General features: G+C 72.3%; 11 protein-coding genes. 6 read left to right on the top strand and 5 right to left on the bottom strand.

Annotated features, from left to right (window positions below):
- Positions 1-21 precede the first annotated feature (21 nt).
- Positions 22-1,377 carry a transglutaminase-like domain-containing protein gene (locus BN3794_RS02665; RefSeq protein ID WP_066093321.1) on the bottom strand — a complete coding sequence of 452 codons (1,356 nt, stop codon included), beginning with the start codon at positions 1,375-1,377 and terminating at the stop codon, positions 22-24.
- Between the two features lie 299 nt (positions 1,378-1,676).
- On the opposite strand from BN3794_RS02665, the gene BN3794_RS02660 reads away from it, so the two are divergent.
- From BN3794_RS02660 to BN3794_RS02640, 5 genes are all read left to right on the top strand, one after another.
- Positions 1,677-3,137 carry an SH3 domain-containing protein gene (locus BN3794_RS02660; RefSeq protein WP_078059550.1) on the top strand — a complete coding sequence of 487 codons (1,461 nt, stop codon included), beginning with the start codon at positions 1,677-1,679 and terminating at the stop codon, positions 3,135-3,137.
- Positions 3,134-4,231, top strand: a complete 1,098-nt coding sequence (locus BN3794_RS02655) for a dipeptide epimerase (RefSeq protein ID WP_066092919.1) — start codon at positions 3,134-3,136, stop codon at positions 4,229-4,231. The genes BN3794_RS02660 and BN3794_RS02655 overlap by 4 nt, the downstream gene beginning before the upstream one ends.
- 214 nt (positions 4,232-4,445) lie before the next feature.
- The gene (locus BN3794_RS02650) at positions 4,446-5,297 is read left to right on the top strand and encodes a MurR/RpiR family transcriptional regulator (RefSeq protein WP_066092916.1); all 852 of its coding nucleotides are present in this window, start codon (positions 4,446-4,448) and stop codon (positions 5,295-5,297) included.
- A gap of 16 nt (positions 5,298-5,313) precedes the next feature.
- The gene (locus BN3794_RS02645) at positions 5,314-6,150 is read left to right on the top strand and encodes a L,D-transpeptidase family protein (protein WP_078059549.1); all 837 of its coding nucleotides are present in this window, start codon (positions 5,314-5,316) and stop codon (positions 6,148-6,150) included.
- On the top strand, positions 6,147-7,439 hold the full coding sequence (locus BN3794_RS02640) for an APC family permease (RefSeq protein WP_066093313.1): 1,293 nt from the start codon (positions 6,147-6,149) through the stop codon (positions 7,437-7,439). The genes BN3794_RS02645 and BN3794_RS02640 overlap by 4 nt, the downstream gene beginning before the upstream one ends.
- A 3-nt stretch (positions 7,440-7,442) precedes the next feature.
- Here the strand turns inward: BN3794_RS02640 and BN3794_RS02635 are convergent, their stop codons facing one another.
- Positions 7,443-7,940, bottom strand: a complete 498-nt coding sequence (locus tag BN3794_RS02635) for a CcdC protein domain-containing protein (RefSeq protein ID WP_066092911.1) — start codon at positions 7,938-7,940, stop codon at positions 7,443-7,445.
- A 146-nt stretch (positions 7,941-8,086) separates the two neighbouring features.
- Here BN3794_RS02635 and BN3794_RS02630 point away from each other — a divergent pair, with 146 nt between their 5' ends.
- Positions 8,087-9,220 (top strand): PQQ-dependent sugar dehydrogenase, encoded by a 1,134-nt coding sequence (locus tag BN3794_RS02630; RefSeq protein WP_066092908.1) that lies wholly within the window; start codon positions 8,087-8,089, stop codon positions 9,218-9,220.
- 732 nt (positions 9,221-9,952) lie between these two features.
- On the opposite strand, the gene BN3794_RS02620 is transcribed toward BN3794_RS02630, so the two are convergent.
- From BN3794_RS02620 to BN3794_RS02610, 3 genes are all read right to left on the bottom strand, one after another.
- On the bottom strand, positions 9,953-12,130 hold the full coding sequence (locus BN3794_RS02620) for a glycoside hydrolase family 3 N-terminal domain-containing protein (protein WP_066092902.1): 2,178 nt from the start codon (positions 12,128-12,130) through the stop codon (positions 9,953-9,955).
- 83 nt (positions 12,131-12,213) lie between these two features.
- Positions 12,214-13,155: an alpha-E domain-containing protein gene (locus BN3794_RS02615; RefSeq protein WP_066092899.1), complete on the bottom strand. Its 942-nt coding sequence runs from the start codon at positions 13,153-13,155 to the stop codon at positions 12,214-12,216.
- Positions 13,155-14,597 (bottom strand): circularly permuted type 2 ATP-grasp protein, encoded by a 1,443-nt coding sequence (locus BN3794_RS02610; RefSeq protein ID WP_066092896.1) that lies wholly within the window; start codon positions 14,595-14,597, stop codon positions 13,155-13,157. Before BN3794_RS02610 ends, BN3794_RS02615 begins: the two co-directional genes overlap by 1 nt.
- Positions 14,598-14,672: the final 75 nt, after the last annotated feature.

Raw genomic sequence — 14,672 nt, 5'->3', positions numbered from 1 at the left:
TGGGGGGGAAATCCTTCGGGTTCAGGGCGCCTGCGCCGGCGATACCTGCCAGCGGAAGTCGTAGGTCCATTGATCGAAATAGAGGTTGCCGCCGCGCCACTCGACCTCGCCGCGCTGGTTGTCCACGGTCTCGGAACGGACGTAGCGCTTGGCCGGCACGAACGGCTGAGAAATCGCATCGTTGAAGGCGACGCGATAGGCGTCCAGGCCGCCCAGGTAGAACCAGTGCAGGGCCGGGTCCTCGGAGGCGAGCTGGCCGGTGGTCACGTCCATCGGCACCCAGCCGTAGGGCGCCAGGTACAGCTGGCCCCAGTCGTGCATGGTGTCGTAGTCGCCGTCGGAGAACGCCCAGCCGGACTGCCAGCGCGCCGGGATGCCGTTCATGCGCAGCAGGGTGATCAGCAGCAGCGTCTGCTGGCCGCAGTCGGCATGGCCGGCGCGGTAGGCGTAGTCGCCGAGATCGGTGATCGTGGAGTACTCGCGCGCCCCGCCCCACGGGATGGCATCGACCGCGGCGAACAGCTTGCGCGCGATGCGGTAGGGGTTGGTCTCCGCGCCGACGATGGCGCGCGAATAGGCGCGCAGCGCCGGGGTGAAGCGGATGTGCGGGCCTTCCTCGCCCAGGTACGGCGCCAGCGCCGGGTCGGACGCCGTCGCCGGGGTCACCCTGTCGGCATCGATGTCGAACCAGCGCCCGTGCGTGGTCAGCTCGTAGCTCACCTCGAACGTCGTCGGGCGGCCGGCCACGGCCTTGCCTTCCAGGTAGGCGGTGCGCTGCAGCGCCGATTCCGGGGCCAGCTGCGCGCGCCCGGGCGCGGCCTGGAGCAGGCGGAGGTGGTCCTGCTGGCCGGGGATCGCGCGCGGGTAAGGCAGCCACACCCGCAGGGTCTCGCCGGCCGGCACCGCATCGGCCTTCACCGTCAGGGTGTAGTGGATGCGCACGCGCCGCGGCTGCACGCTGTCGCGGCCGCTGGCGCGCGCCTCGGCCACCGCGGCGCCATGGTAGGGATCGAGGACGTCGAACTGGCCCGCCCGCGGCTCGCGCACCGGCGGGGCGCGGCGCGCGGCCGCGGCCGGATACAGCCGGAACAGGTTGGACGGGGCGCGGTTGAACCAGCGCCGCTCGCCGTCGATGTCCAGGTGCTCCAGGTAGCCGCTGCCGTCCCAGCGCCGGAATTCGGCCTCGCCCAGGTCCGGCACCTGCTGGCGCAGGCGCGCCAGCACCGCGTCGTGGTCCAGGGAGAAGTCCAGGCGCATGCGGCGCATGCGCTCGTGCTGGAATTCCCAGGCCGCGCGCACGTCCGGCGCCAGCGGCGCGCCGGCCAGCACGGCATCGATGCGGGCCTGGGCACCGGCGAAGTCGCCGGCATCGACCATCGCGATCACCGCGTCCAGGCCGGGCGCCGCCACCGCGGGCACCGGCACCTGCTGGGCGAATGCGGTACCGGCCGTGGCGGACACGGCGAGCGCCGCGCACAGCAGCGCGCGGCACAGGGGCGAAGCATGGGGCTGGCAAGCGCGGGCGATCACGTCGACACTTCCCACTCGGCGGAGGTCGGTGTTGATGTAACACGCGCTTCAGCGACCGGTCAATAAATTATTCACGCTTGTTGGCTATCGAGAAACAAGTATTCTTCAACCTTCGCGCGGCCTGGCCGCAAACCGGGGGTGCCACGATGTCCCGTTCCCATCCCGCCGGCCGCCGGCCGCCGTCCGGCCCGCATCGCGCCCTGGCCGCGGCACTGCTGCTCGCCACCGCGCTGGCCGGCGCGCCGCCGCTGGCGGCCAGGTCCGCGCCCGCCGCCCCGGCCCGTGTCGCGGTGGTCGTCGCCCCCGATGCCGCGCAGCTGCGTCCCGAGTACTGGATCGGCAAGCTGCCGGCCGCCGATGCGCCGTACCTGGACCCGGCCGCGATCGCCGCGCAGAACGCGCGCATGGCCGCGCTCGACCCGCACATCGAGGATCTGTCGGCCTTGCCCGCCACGCTGCCCGGCCAGGACGTCGCCGCCAGCCTCGGCGCGCTGTCCGCGCGCCCGACCCGTACCCTCTACGACGTGCACGGCCAGGCGCTGGACCCGGCCGCGATCGACGCCATCGTCGCCAATGCGGCGCTCGATGCGGTGCCGGCCACGGTGGCACCGCGCTTCGGCCTGGCCGTCGCCCGCGCCGACCTGCGCAGCTTCCCGACCGCCCAGCGCGTGTTCTCCACCCGGGGCGACCTGGACATCGACCGCTTCCAGGAATCGGCGCTGTTCCCGGGCGATGCGGTGGCGGTGCTGCACGAGAGCCGCGACGGCAAGTGGTGGTTCGTCGCCAGCCAGCGCTACCGCGCCTGGGTGGAAAAGGACCGCATCGCCCTGGGCGAGCGCGGGCAGGTGCTCGGCTACGGCAAGCGCACGCCGGTGCGCATCGTCACCGCCGGCACGCTGCGCACCACCTTCACCCCGGACCGTCCGGCGGTGTCCACGCTGCAGCTGGACATGGGCATCGCCCTGCCGCTGCGCACCGACTGGCCGGCCGGCACCCCGGTCAACGGCCAGGACCCGTACACCTCGTGGGTGCTCGACCTGCCGGTGCGCAACGACGACGGCACGCTGGCCTTCGCCCCGGCGCTGCTGCCGCGCATCGACGACAGCGCCGCCGACTACCTGCCGGCCACCCCGGCCAACCTGATCCGCCAGGGCTTCAAGTTCCTCGGCGAGCGCTACGGCTGGGGCCATTCGTTCGGCACCCGCGACTGCAGCGGCTTCGTCTCCGAGGTGTACCGCAGCGTCGGCCTGCTGCTGCCGCGCAACACCAGCGCGCAGGCGGTCAGCCCGGCGCTGCAGGCCGTGCCGCTGCCGCCGCAGGCCGACCGCGCCGGCCGCCTGGCGGTGCTCAAGACCCTGCGGGTCGGCGACCTGGTCTACATCCCCGGCCACGTGATGATGGTGATCGGCCACGACGCCGGCATGACCTGGGTGATCCACGACACCGCCGGCACCACCTACGCCGGCGCCGTCGGCAAGCTCGTGCACGCACGCCTGAACGGGGTGTCGGTCACCCCGCTGGAACCGATGCGCTTCGACGCCGAGACCCTGTACGTGGACCGCATCACCCGCATCCAGCGCATTCCCGAGAAGACTCCCGCTCAATGAAGATCACCGATATCCGCCTGGGCATGCTGCGCGTGCCGCTGAAGACCCCGTTCAAGACCGCGCTGCGCACGGTGGAGACCATCGAGGACATCGTCGTCGAGATCCACACCGACACCGGCCACGTCGGCTACGGCGAGGCGCCGCCGACGCCGCCGATCACCGGCGACACCCACGGCTCGATCATCGAGGCGATCCGCCATTTCATCCGCCCGCGCCTGATCGGCCAGGAGATCGCCAACCTCAACCGCATCACCGGGCTGATCCAGTCCTCGATGGAGCGCAACACCAGCGCCAAGGCGGCGGTGGAGATCGCGGTCTACGACCTGTGGGCGCAGCTGTACGGGGCACCGCTGTACAAGATGCTCGGCGGCGGCGACCCGGTCATCACCACCGACATCACCATCAGCGTGGACTACATCGACAAGATGGTGGCCGATTCGCTGTCGGCGGTGGAGCGCGGCTTCGAGTCGCTGAAGATCAAGGTCGGCAAGGACATCGGCCTGGACGTGGAACGGGTCAAGGCGGTGTACGCGGCGGTGGACGGCCGCGCCCTGCTGCGCCTGGACGCCAACCAGGGCTGGACCGCCAAGCAGGCCGTCTACGCGATGCAGACGCTGGAGGAGGCCGGCGTCGTGCTGGAACTGCTGGAGCAGCCGGTCAAGGCCGCCGACATCGACGGCCTGAAGTACGTCACCGAGCGCGTGCACACGCCGGTGATGGCCGACGAGAGCGTGTTCGCGCCCAACCAGGTGTTCGACCTGATCCAGCGCCGCGCCGCGGACATCATCAACATCAAGCTGATGAAGACCGGCGGCATCTCCAACGCCATCCGCATCGCCGACATCGCCGCGCTGTACGGCATCGACTGCATGATCGGCTGCATGCTCGAGAGCAGCATCAGCGTGTCGGCGGCGGTGCACCTGGCGGTGGCCAAGGCCAACATCATCAGCAAGATCGACCTGGACGGCCCGTCGCTGGGCCTGTTCAACCCGGTCGACGGCGGGGTGATCTTCGCCGAGTCGGAGATCACCGTGACCGACGCGCCGGGCCTGGGCATCCGCGAGATCCGCGGGCTGGAGCCGCTCGCGCCGTGACCCGCGCCGCGGCCCGGCGCGGGGCCACGGCCCGGTGGCCGGCCGCAGACCGCACCGGCCACCACCGCCCGGTTCCGGCCGTCGTTGCACCGCCCTGCCTCGCGCGCGGCGCCGCTACCGGCAAGCCCGCCGCCCACAGCAACAGCAACAGCAACAGCAACAGCAACAGCAAGGATGATTGCCTGCCATGCCCCGCGGAGACCATGATCGCGCCATGCCCCCCCTGGTGAAAATCCGCTCCGAGCGCGACCGCATGTCGGCGATCGAGCGCCGCATCGCCGATTTCATCCTCGACAATGCCCACCTGCTGCGCGACTACTCCTCCCAGCAGCTGGCCAGCGCGCTCGGCATCAGCCAGTCCAGCGTGGTCAAGTTCAGCCAGAAGCTCGGCTTCAAGGGCTATCCGGACCTGAAGTACTCGGTCGGCGAGGCGGTCGCGCGCGCCGGCGGCGGCGATGCCGGCCAGCGCCCGGCCGCGGACCGCGCCGACGACGCCTACCTGCAGCTGGACCAGTCGTTGCGCCAGGCCAAGGCCGCGGCCGAGGAGGAGACCCGGCTGATCAACCCGCGCGCGACCATCGAGGGCATCGCCGCCCTGCTCGACGGCGCGCCCAAGGTATTCGTCTGCGGGCTGGGCGACGACGGCCTGTTCGCGCGCGAGTTCGCCATGCGCCTGTCGCTGCTGGGCATGCTCACCGTGCACCACGCCGATCCGATCCTGATGGCCTCCAACCTGTCGGCGGTGCGCCCGGGCGACGTGCTGCTGCTGTTCTCCGAGTTCGGCCAGCTCGCGCCGCTGGCGCAGCTCGCCCGGCACTTCCAGGCCGGCGGCGGCAAGGTGGTGTCGATCACCCGCCACACCGCCAACCCGCTGCGCGCCCTGGCCGACGCCGCGCTGGCCATTTCTGCCCACGATCCGGCCCCGCACGTGGAACAGTTGCTGTACCGTTCCTCGCTGCAGTACCTGCTCGATTTCCTGTTCGTGCTGCTGTGCCAGGCCAACCCGGAGCGCAACCGCCAGCTGGCGGTGAACCTGGAGCGGGTGGCGCAGCTGCTCGACACCTGACTCCGGAGCCTCCCCCATGCCCAGCGTCGCCCCTGCCGTTTCCCGTCCCGCCGCACGACGCACACCCGCGGCAGGATGGCGACGGCCGCTGGCCTGGCTGCTGGCGATCGCCGCGGTGCCGGCGCTGGCCGGCGCGCGCGATGCGGCGCCCGATCCGCTGGCGCAGGCACGCCAGCTGGTGGTGGTGACCGCCCCGGACTGGAACGCCCCGCACGGCTGGCTGCAGGCCTGGCAGCGCGACGCCGCCGGCCGCTGGCAGGCGCACGGCGCCGGGTTCGCCGTGTCGCTGGGGCGCGCCGGCAGCGCCTGGGGCCTGGGCGTGCTGCCGCCCCCCGAGGACGCGCCGGGCCCGCACAAGCGCGAAGGCGACGGACGCAGCCCGGCCGGCGTGTTCGGCATCGGGACCGCCTTCGGCTATGCCGCCACGATCGACAGCGCCATGCCCTACCAGCCGATGCAGGCCGACAGCTACTGCATGGACGTCCCGGCTTCGCCCTACTACAACCAGCTGGTGCGCGCCGCCCAGGTCGGTAGCGACGCGGTCGCCGGCTCCAGCGAACCGATGCGCCTGGACCTGCACCACGACGGCGACCTCCGCTACCGCGAGGGCTTCGTCATCGAGCACAACCCGCAGGCGGTGCCGGGCCAGGGCAGCTGCATCTTCGCCCACCTGCGCCGCGCGCCGGGCGAGCCCACCGCCGGCTGCACCGCGATGGAACCGGCCAACATGCAGCGCCTGCTGGCGTGGCTGCAGCCGCAGGCACGGCCGCTGTTCGTGCTGCTGCCCCTCGATGCCTACCGCGGATTGCAGGCGGCGTGGCGGCTGCCGGCGCTGGCGGAGGCCGGCCGGTGAGCGCGCCGCAGCCGCACCTGGAGCGCGCGGTCAGCCGCTGGCAGATCGTCGGCCTGTCGATCAACGACGTCATCGGCAGCGGCATCTACCTGCTGCCGGCCGCCGCCGCGGTGCTGCTCGGGCCGATGAGCCTGTGGGCGGTGCTGCTGGCCGGGCTGGCGGTGGCCCTGCTGGTGCTGTGCTACGCGCAGGCGGCCAGCTACTTCGACGAACCGGGCGGCAGCTACCTGTACGCGCGCGAGGCCTTCGGCCGCTTCGCCGGCTTCGAGATCGGCTGGATGATCTGGCTGACCCGCATCAGCTCGGCCGCCGCGCTCGGCAACGGCCTGGCCGACGCGGTGGCGCCGCTGTGGCCGGCCGCCGCGCAGGCCGGCTGGGCGCGCACGCTGGTGATCGTCGCCGCGCTCGGCGGACTGACCGCGATCAACGTGGTCGGGGTGAAGTCGGCCGCGCGCACCGGCGTGGCGCTGGTGATCGGCAAGCTGGTGCCGCTGGCCCTGTTCGTGGCGATCGGCGTCTTCCACGTGGACTGGCAGGCGGCCTTCTCCGGCACCGCCCCGGCGGTGCACGACTTCGGCAACCTCGGCCAGGCCGCGCTGCTGCTGCTGTTCGCCTACGCCGGCTTCGAGAACATCCCGGCCGCCGCCGGCGAATACCGCAACCCGCAGCGCGACGTGCCGTTCGCGCTGATCACCATGATCGTCACCGTCACCCTGATCTACGCGGTGGTGCAGGTGGTCGCGCAGGGCACGCTGCCGCAACCGATCACCGAGAACATGCCGCTGTCGGAGGCCGCGCAGCGCTTCGGCGGGCACGGGCTGGCGCTGGTGCTGGTGGTCGGCGCGGTGATCTCCATCCTCGGCACCACCAGCAACACGGTGATGCTCGGGCCGCGCTTCCTGTTCGCGCTGGCCAAGGACGGCTACGGCCCGGCGTTCCTGGCGCGCATCCACCCGCGCTTCCACACCCCGGCCGCGGCGGTGCTCACCCAGTTCGCGATCTCGCTGGCGCTGGCGCTGTCGGGCTCGTTCGCCGGGCTGGCGCTGCTGTCGATGGTCACGCGCCTGCTCGCCTACATCGGCACCGCCGCGGCGGTGCTGGTGCTGGCGCGCAGGTACGGCCGCCGGCCCGGGGCGCTGCAGCTGCCGGGCGGCCCGCTGATCCCGCTGCTGGCATTGCTGCTGTCGGTGACCCTGCTGCTCAGCGCCAGCTGGCAGAACCTGCTGGCGGTGGGCGTGGCGATCGCGATCGGCGCGGTGATCTACCTGTTCCCGCGCAAGCGCGCCTGAGCGCTAGCGGGCCAGCGCGCGCATGCGCCGGTTCAGGCCGATGGCCTGCACCAGGCCGTAGGCGACCAGCGCGGCGGCCAGGCTCATCGTCAGCGGGCTGGCGTTGCCGCCGGCATACGCGGCGCCCTGGCTGAAGGCACCGCTGTACCAGCGCCAGGCCAGGCGCGCGACCAGCAACAGCGACAGCGACCCGCCGATCCAGGGATTGGGCGTATAGCCGGGCTGGCCGTCGCGCACGTCGATGCGGGTATGGCGCAGCGCGAACAGGCCCAGCGCGACGCCGGCCAGCGCACCGGCGGCCATGCCCATGGCCACGTGCGGCACGAATACCGCGGCCGCGACCAGCAGCGCCGCCACCACGCCCAGCAGCACGATGCGCGCGACCGTGCGCCGCGGCTGCCACGGCTGGCGGCCGAAGTGGCGGCGGATGCGGCGGTAGTACAGCCAGCCGAAGCCGGCCGTCATCAGCCACGGCACGTACACGGGCATCGGTGCGGGCATCGGCGTTCTCGCGCGGGGAAAGCCGCACTTTCGCACGCCTGCGGCACGGTTCAAGGTGCCACTCGTCATCTCGGCCGCGCCGGGCCGTGAACACTCGTCCACGGCCGCGCAGGCATCATGGCCCGACCTCCGACCGGTGCACCGCCATGACCCGACGCCTGCTCCTGCCGCTGGCCGCCACCCTGCTGCTGGCCACCGCCGCCACCGCCTGCCGCGGCGCACCGCCAGCGGCCGCGGCCAAGCCGTTCACCACGACGACGCTGGGCCGTTTCGACGAACCGTGGGCGATGGCGTTCCTGCCCGACGGGCGCCTGCTGGTCACCGAGAAGCGCGGTGCGTTGAAGCTGTTCGATCCGGCCAGCGGCGCCACCGGCACGGTCGCCGGCGTGCCGGAGGTGGCCTACGGCGGCCAGGGCGGCCTCGGCGACATTGCCGTGCACCCGCGCTTCCGCGACAACGGGCTGATCTACCTCAGCTACGCCGAGGCCGGCGCCGGCGATACCCGCGGTGCCGCGGTCGCCCGCGCCCGGCTGGTACCCGACGCGCGCGGCGGCGGCCGGCTCGACGGCCTGCAGGTGATCTGGCGGCAGGTGCCCAAGGTGAGCGGCAACGGCCACTACGGCCATCGCCTGCTGTTCGGCCCGGACGGCAAGCTGTGGATCAGCTCCAGCGAGCGGCAGAAGTTCGACCCGGCCCAGGACATGGCCACCAACCTCGGCAAGATCGTGCGCCTGGACGACGACGGCAGCGTGCCGCCGGACAACCCGTTCGCCGACCGCGGCGGCGTGGCCGCGCAGGTGTGGTCGCTGGGCCACCGCAACGTGCTGGGCCTGGCCTTCGATGCGGGCGGCCGGCTGTGGGAGGTGGAGATGGGCCCCAAGGGCGGCGACGAGCTGGACCGGGTCGAGCGCGGCGCCAACTACGGCTACCCGCTGGTGTCCGACGGCGACCACTACGACGGCCGCCCGATCCCCGACCACGCCACCCGGCCGGAATTCGCCGCACCGGCGATCAGCTGGACGCCGGTGATCTCGCCGTCGAGCCTGGTGATCTACTCCGGCCGGCGCTACCCGGGCTGGACCGGCAACGCGCTGATCGGCGGACTGTCGTCGAAGGCGCTGGTGCGGGTCGAATTCGACGGAGACCGCGCACGCGAGGCGGCGCGCTACGACATGGGCGAGCGCATCCGCGCCGTGGTGCAGGCGCCGGACGGCCTGCTGTGGCTGCTGGAGGACGGCAAGGACGCGCGCCTGCTGGAACTGCAGCCACTCTCCGGCTGAGTCGCGGGCCTTCGCGGGCAATCATTCCGGCCTCGTGCCACGATCGCCCGTCCCCCCCTCCATGCCGCGTTCGACATCGGCAAGGCCCGGCTTCGTTGCGATCCAAGCCGGCCCATACCGGCGGGGCCGGACGCCGGCGTTTCCTCGCCGCGCCCTGCCCGCCGGGATGGATCTCGGGCAGGAACGCGAACGCGGCTGGCGCGAAGCCGAAGACCGGCCGATTGCCCGCCATCCGCGCCATGCCATGTGTTCGGCGCGTTTCGCCGGAGCGATGAGGGTGCCCTCGCGCCATGCCGATATGTTCGGCACGTTTCGCCGGGGCGATGAGGGTGCCCTCGCGCCATGCCGATATGTTCGGCACGTTTCGCCGGGGCGATGAGGGTGCCCTCGCGCCATGCCGATACGGTGGCCGTATGCGCGCCACCGATCGCGAGCCGCATCGACGTGGCCTTGATCGCCCACTTCGCCGCCGGCACGTTCCGCGAGGCCGGGCAGCGCCTTACCTTCCTCGGCAGCGCCCGCGGGGCCCTCGTGTCCGGGGCGATCACGCCCGACCGGCGATCCATGCGCCACAGGCGCGCGCTTGCTCGTGCCCGCATATGCCATTCATCGACGACGGGCAGGCCAAGGAGGACGCTGCCTGCGCCGCCGGCTGCCGGGCTTCCACCTCAGGAATGCACGGGGCCCGGCGCGCCCCGCCTCGCCCAGGGCCAGCCGGGCCGGGCGCCGTAGTCAGGGCGCCAGCAGCTCGAACTGCACCGGCTCGCCGGCCTGCGAATCGGCGCACACCCACAGATCGAACAGGCCCGGCTCGGCGCCGTACTCGCCGCGCGGGTCGGTGAAGGCCAGCGCGTGGCGATCCAGGGTGAACGCCACCTGCGCACTCTCGCCCGGCTGCAGCGCGATCTTGCGGAACGCCTTGAGCTCGCGCACCGGCCGCACCCGGCTGGCGACGCGGTCGTGCACGTACAGCTGCACCACTTCCTCGCCCGCCACCGTGCCGGTGTTGGTCACCGTGGTGGTCACGGTCAGGGTCTCGTCCCAGCCCAGCCGCGCGCTGCTCGGCACCGGGACGCCATAGGCGAACGTGGTGTAGCCCAGGCCGTGGCCGAACGGGTACAGCGGCGCGTCCGGCACCTCGCGCCAGCGCGCCTTGAATTCCTTCATGTCCGGCAGTTCCGGGCGGCCGGTGCGCGGGTGGTTGTAGAAGAACGGCTGCTGCCCGGAGGCCAGCGGGAAGCTCACCGGCAACCGCGCCGACGGGCTGTAGTCGCCGAACAGCACGTCGGCCACGGCATGGCCGGTCTGGGTGCCGAGGAACCAGGTCACCGCGATCGCCTGGGCCTCGCGCACCGCGCCGTGCAGCGCCAGCGCGCGGCCGTTGCGCAGCAGCACCACCAGCGGCGTGCCGGTGGCCGCCACCGCCTCGGCCAGCGCCTGCTGCGCCGCCGGCAGCACGATCTCGGTGCGCGACTGCGCCTCGCCGCTGTAGCGCTGCGGCTCGCCCAGCGCCAGCACCGCCACGTCGGCGGCGCGCGCGGCGGCCACCGCAGCCTCGATGCCGCCGTCCAGCGGCGCCTCCAGGGCGCAGCCGTCGACCACCGTCAGCTCGGCGCCGGGATCGGCCATGGCCGCGCGCACGCCGGCCTCGAGCGGCACGTAGCGCGCCTTGTCGCCGAACAGCGTCCAGCAGCCCTCGATGTTGTCGCGGTCGCGCGCGAACGGGCCGATCAGCGCGATCCTCTGCCCGGCCTTGCGCAGCGGCAGCACCGCGCCCTCGTTCCTGAGCAGCACGATCGCGCGCCGCGCCGCGTCGCGGGCAAGCGCGTCGTGCGCCGGCAGGTACGCGGTATCCGCCTCGCGCTGCGGGTCCAGGCAGCGGTACGGATCCTCGAACAGGCCGATCGCCTCCTTGACCGCCAGCACCCGCCGCACCGCCTCGTCGAGCATTTCCACCGGCACCTGGCCGGAGGCCACCAGCGCCGGCAGGTGGTCGGCGTAGAAGCCGCTCTGCATGCTCATGTCCAGCCCCGCGGCGAACGCCTTGAGGGTGGCGTCGCGCGCATCGGCCGCGTAACCGTGGGCGATCAGCTCCATGTCGGCGGTGTAGTCGGACACCACCACGCCATCGAAGCCCCACTCGCCGCGCAGCAGGTCGGTGAGCAGCCAGCGGTTGGCGCTGGCCGGCACGCCGTTGATGTCGTTGAACGAGGACATCACGCTGATCGCGCCGGCGTCGAGCGCGGCCTTGAACGGCGGCAGGTGCACATCGCGCAGGGTCTGCGGCGAGATGTCCACGGTGTTGTATTCCATGCCCGCGGCGACCGCGCCGTAGGCGGCGAAATGCTTGGGCGTGGCCAGCAGCGAATCGGCCGCGCGCAGGTCCTCGCCCTGGAAGCCGCGCACGCGCGCGGCGGCGAACGCGCAGCCCAGCACCACGTCCTCGCCGGCGCCCTCGGCCACCCGGCCCCAGCGCTGGTCGCGGGCGATGTCCATCGCCGGCGCGTAGGTCCAATGGATGCCGGCGGCGGTCGCCTCCACGGCGGTGGCGCGGGCGGTGCGCTCGGCCAGGTCCGGCTCGAAGCTGGCGGCCTCGCCCAGCGGGATCGGGAACACGGTGCGCATGCCGTGGATCACGTCGGCGGCCAGCGCCACCGGGATGCCGAGCCGGCTCTCCTCCACCGCCACCCGCTGGATCTGCCGGCCGAGCTCGGCGCCGACGCCGTTGAACAGGGAGCCGACGCGGCCGGCGCGCACCTGCTCGAGCACCTGCTCGGCATTGCGCATGTTGGCGTCGGGATTCACGTCCGGGGCGAAGGGACGGACCATGTCGGCGAACACGCCGAGCTGGCCGACCTTCTCTTCCAGGGTCATGCGGGCGAGCAGCGATTCGATGCGGGCGGAAGCCATGGGGGAACGTGGAACCGGTTACAGAAAGGGCGCCATTCTAGCGGTTCCGCCCGCGGCGGCCACGCGGCGGGCACGGCCGCCGCTCAGGAGTCGAAATAGGCCTGGGCCAGGGTGGCGTGCAGCGCGCCGAGCGAGACCTGCACCTCGTCCATGAAGCCGGCCACCGCGGTGCCGGCCAGGGTGGCCGGATCGGCTTCCTCCACGCGCGTGCGCGTGCGCGCCAGCGCCGCCTCCACCTGCGGCCGCGCCGGCAGGGTCGGCAGTACCGCGCCCGCGCGCTGCAGGCAGAACAGCACGCTGCGCGGGAACTGCTCGTTCTGCAGCAGGAAGCGCAGCGCCGCCTCGCCGCCGACGCGCCCGCGCACGTGGCGCCGGTACATCTGGTAGGCGGCCAGGGCCCGCAGCGTGGCCATCCACTGCATGTTGCGGAACGCCTCCTCGTCGTCGGCCTTGCGCGGGGTGACCAGGCCCGAGGCGCCGGCATCGATGATGCGCGTGGTCATGTCGGCCTGCTCCATCGCCGTGCCCAGGCGCAGGAACTGGAAGCCGATGTCGCGGCTGACGTTGGCCGCCAGCAGCCCGGACACCTTCAGGCAGGCATCGGTGATGCGGCCCAGGAACTGGGCCCGGTAGCGCCGGCCGATGCCGCGCTCGCCCTCCGCGTCCACGTACAGGTGCATGTCGTTGACCGCCTCCCACACCTCCTGGGGCAGCGTGTCGCGGATGCTGCGCAGGATCTCGCGCGCACATTCCAGCGAGGAACGCAGCGAGGAAGGGTTGTCGCGGTCCAGCAGCAGGAAGCGCATCACCTCGGTGTCGCCGACCGCATCGCCCACGCCGGGATGGCGCGCATCGAAGATCGCCCCGGCGCCGACCGTGTCGATCAGCGGCCGCCAGGCGAAGCGCACCGACGGCGGCAGGTCCAGTTGCAGCAGGCTGCCCACGTCGAGCAGGCGCGCGGTGTTCTCGGCCCGGCGCAGGTAGCGGCTGAACCAGTACAGGTTGTTGGCCACGCGCGAGAGCATCAGAGCGTCTCCTCGTCGACCACCCAGGTGTCCTTGGCGCCGCCGCCCTGCGAGGAATTCACCACCAGCGAGCCCTCCTTCATCGCCACCCGGGTCAGCCCGCCGGTGGTCACGTAGGTGTCCTCGCGCGAGAGGATGAACGGGCGCAGGTCCAGGTGCCGCGGCGCCGGGCCGTGCTCGGTGATGATCGGCGCGGTGGAGATGTCCAGGGTCGGCTGGGCCATGTAGTTGCGAGGGTTGGCCTGGATCAGCGCGCGGAACTTCTCGTGCTCGGCGCGGCTGGCGCGCGGGCCGATCATCATGCCGTAGCCGCCGGATTCGTTGGCCGGCTTGACCACCAGCTCGGCCAGGTGGTCGAGCACGTAGCGGCGGTCCTCCTCGCGGTGGCACAGGTAGCTGGGCACGTTGGGCAGGATCGGCTCCTCGTCCAGGTAGTAGCGGATCATCTGCGGCACGTAGGCGAACACCACCTTGTCGTCGGCCACGCCGGCGCCGGGGGCGTTGGCCAGCGCCACCTTGCCGGCGCGCCAGCTGCGGATCAGGCCGCGCACGCCCAGCACCGATTCCGGGTTGAACGCCTCCGGGTCGATGAACATGTCGTCCACCCGGCGGTAGATCACGTCCACCCGCTGCGGCCCGTGCACGGTGCGCATGTAGGTGCAGTCGTCGTCGTCGACGAACAGGTCGGTGCCCTCCACCAGCTCGATGCCCATGGCCTGGGCCAGGTAGGCGTGCTCGAAGTAGGCGCTGTTGTAGATGCCCGGGGTGAGCAGGGCGATCACCGGCTGCTCGCCCGGGCGCGGGGTGAGCGCGGCCAGGGTGTCGTAGAGCTGGCTGGGGTACTCGTCCACCGGCAGGATCGCGGTGGTGTCGAACAGCTCGGGGAACACGCGCTTGGCCACCTGCCGGTTCTCGAGCATGTAGCTGACCCCGGAGGGGATGCGCAGGTTGTCCTCCAGCGCGTACAGCACGCCGTCGGCGCCGCGCACCAGGTCCGAGCCGCAGATGTGCGCCCATACGTCCAGCGGCGGGCGCACGCCCACGCACTGCGGGCGGAAATTCACCGACTCGGCCAGCAGCTCGGCCGGGAACACCTTGTCGCGGACGATCCGCTGGCCGCCGTACAGGTCGCCGATGAACAGGTTCAGTGCGCGCATGCGCTGCTTGAGCCCAGCCTCGGTGCGCTGCCATTCGCGCAGCGGGATCACCCGCGGGATCAGGTCGAACGGCAGGGTGCGGTCGACGTTGGTGCCGTCGGAATAGACGGTGAAGGTCACGCCCATCACCCGCGCGACCACGTCGGCGGCGAGCTGGCGCTCGGCGATCTCGTGCGGGGAAAGGCTGGAGAGGTATTCGATGACCCGCCGCGCGGCCGGGCGCGGCGTGTGATCCGGCCGGATCAGCTCGTCGTAGGTGGAAGAACCGTACCTGCTCCAGTCCATCGTGCCCCTTGCTGGCTGGCATCCGGCGGCGGAGGCCGACGGGCATGCTGGCCTGCAACATGCACCGCGCTGTGA

It is taken from the genome of Xanthomonas massiliensis (assembly GCF_900018785.1).
Classification (GTDB): domain Bacteria; phylum Pseudomonadota; class Gammaproteobacteria; order Xanthomonadales; family Xanthomonadaceae; genus Xanthomonas_B; species Xanthomonas_B massiliensis.
The sequence above is the reverse complement of the archived record's forward strand: the minus strand, read 5'-3'. Positions and strand labels throughout refer to the sequence as shown.

Excerpts from the sequence above, each read along its gene's own strand:
- BN3794_RS02665 (WP_066093321.1), bottom strand. The coding sequence starts at position 1,377 with ATGGTCGATGCCGGCGACTTCGCCGGTGCCCAGGCCCGCATCGATGCC.
- BN3794_RS02660 (WP_078059550.1), top strand. The coding sequence starts at position 1,677 with ATGTCCCGTTCCCATCCCGCCGGCCGCCGGCCGCCGTCCGGCCCGCAT.
- BN3794_RS02655 (WP_066092919.1), top strand. The coding sequence starts at position 3,134 with ATGAAGATCACCGATATCCGCCTGGGCATGCTGCGCGTGCCGCTGAAG.
- BN3794_RS02650 (WP_066092916.1), top strand. The coding sequence starts at position 4,446 with ATGCCCCCCCTGGTGAAAATCCGCTCCGAGCGCGACCGCATGTCGGCG.
- BN3794_RS02645 (WP_078059549.1), top strand. The coding sequence starts at position 5,314 with ATGCCCAGCGTCGCCCCTGCCGTTTCCCGTCCCGCCGCACGACGCACA.
- BN3794_RS02635 (WP_066092911.1), bottom strand. The coding sequence starts at position 7,940 with ATGCCCGCACCGATGCCCGTGTACGTGCCGTGGCTGATGACGGCCGGC.
- BN3794_RS02630 (WP_066092908.1), top strand. The coding sequence starts at position 8,087 with ATGACCCGACGCCTGCTCCTGCCGCTGGCCGCCACCCTGCTGCTGGCC.
- BN3794_RS02620 (WP_066092902.1), bottom strand. The coding sequence starts at position 12,130 with ATGGCTTCCGCCCGCATCGAATCGCTGCTCGCCCGCATGACCCTGGAA.
- BN3794_RS02615 (WP_066092899.1), bottom strand. The coding sequence starts at position 13,155 with ATGCTCTCGCGCGTGGCCAACAACCTGTACTGGTTCAGCCGCTACCTG.
- BN3794_RS02610 (WP_066092896.1), bottom strand. The coding sequence starts at position 14,597 with ATGGACTGGAGCAGGTACGGTTCTTCCACCTACGACGAGCTGATCCGG.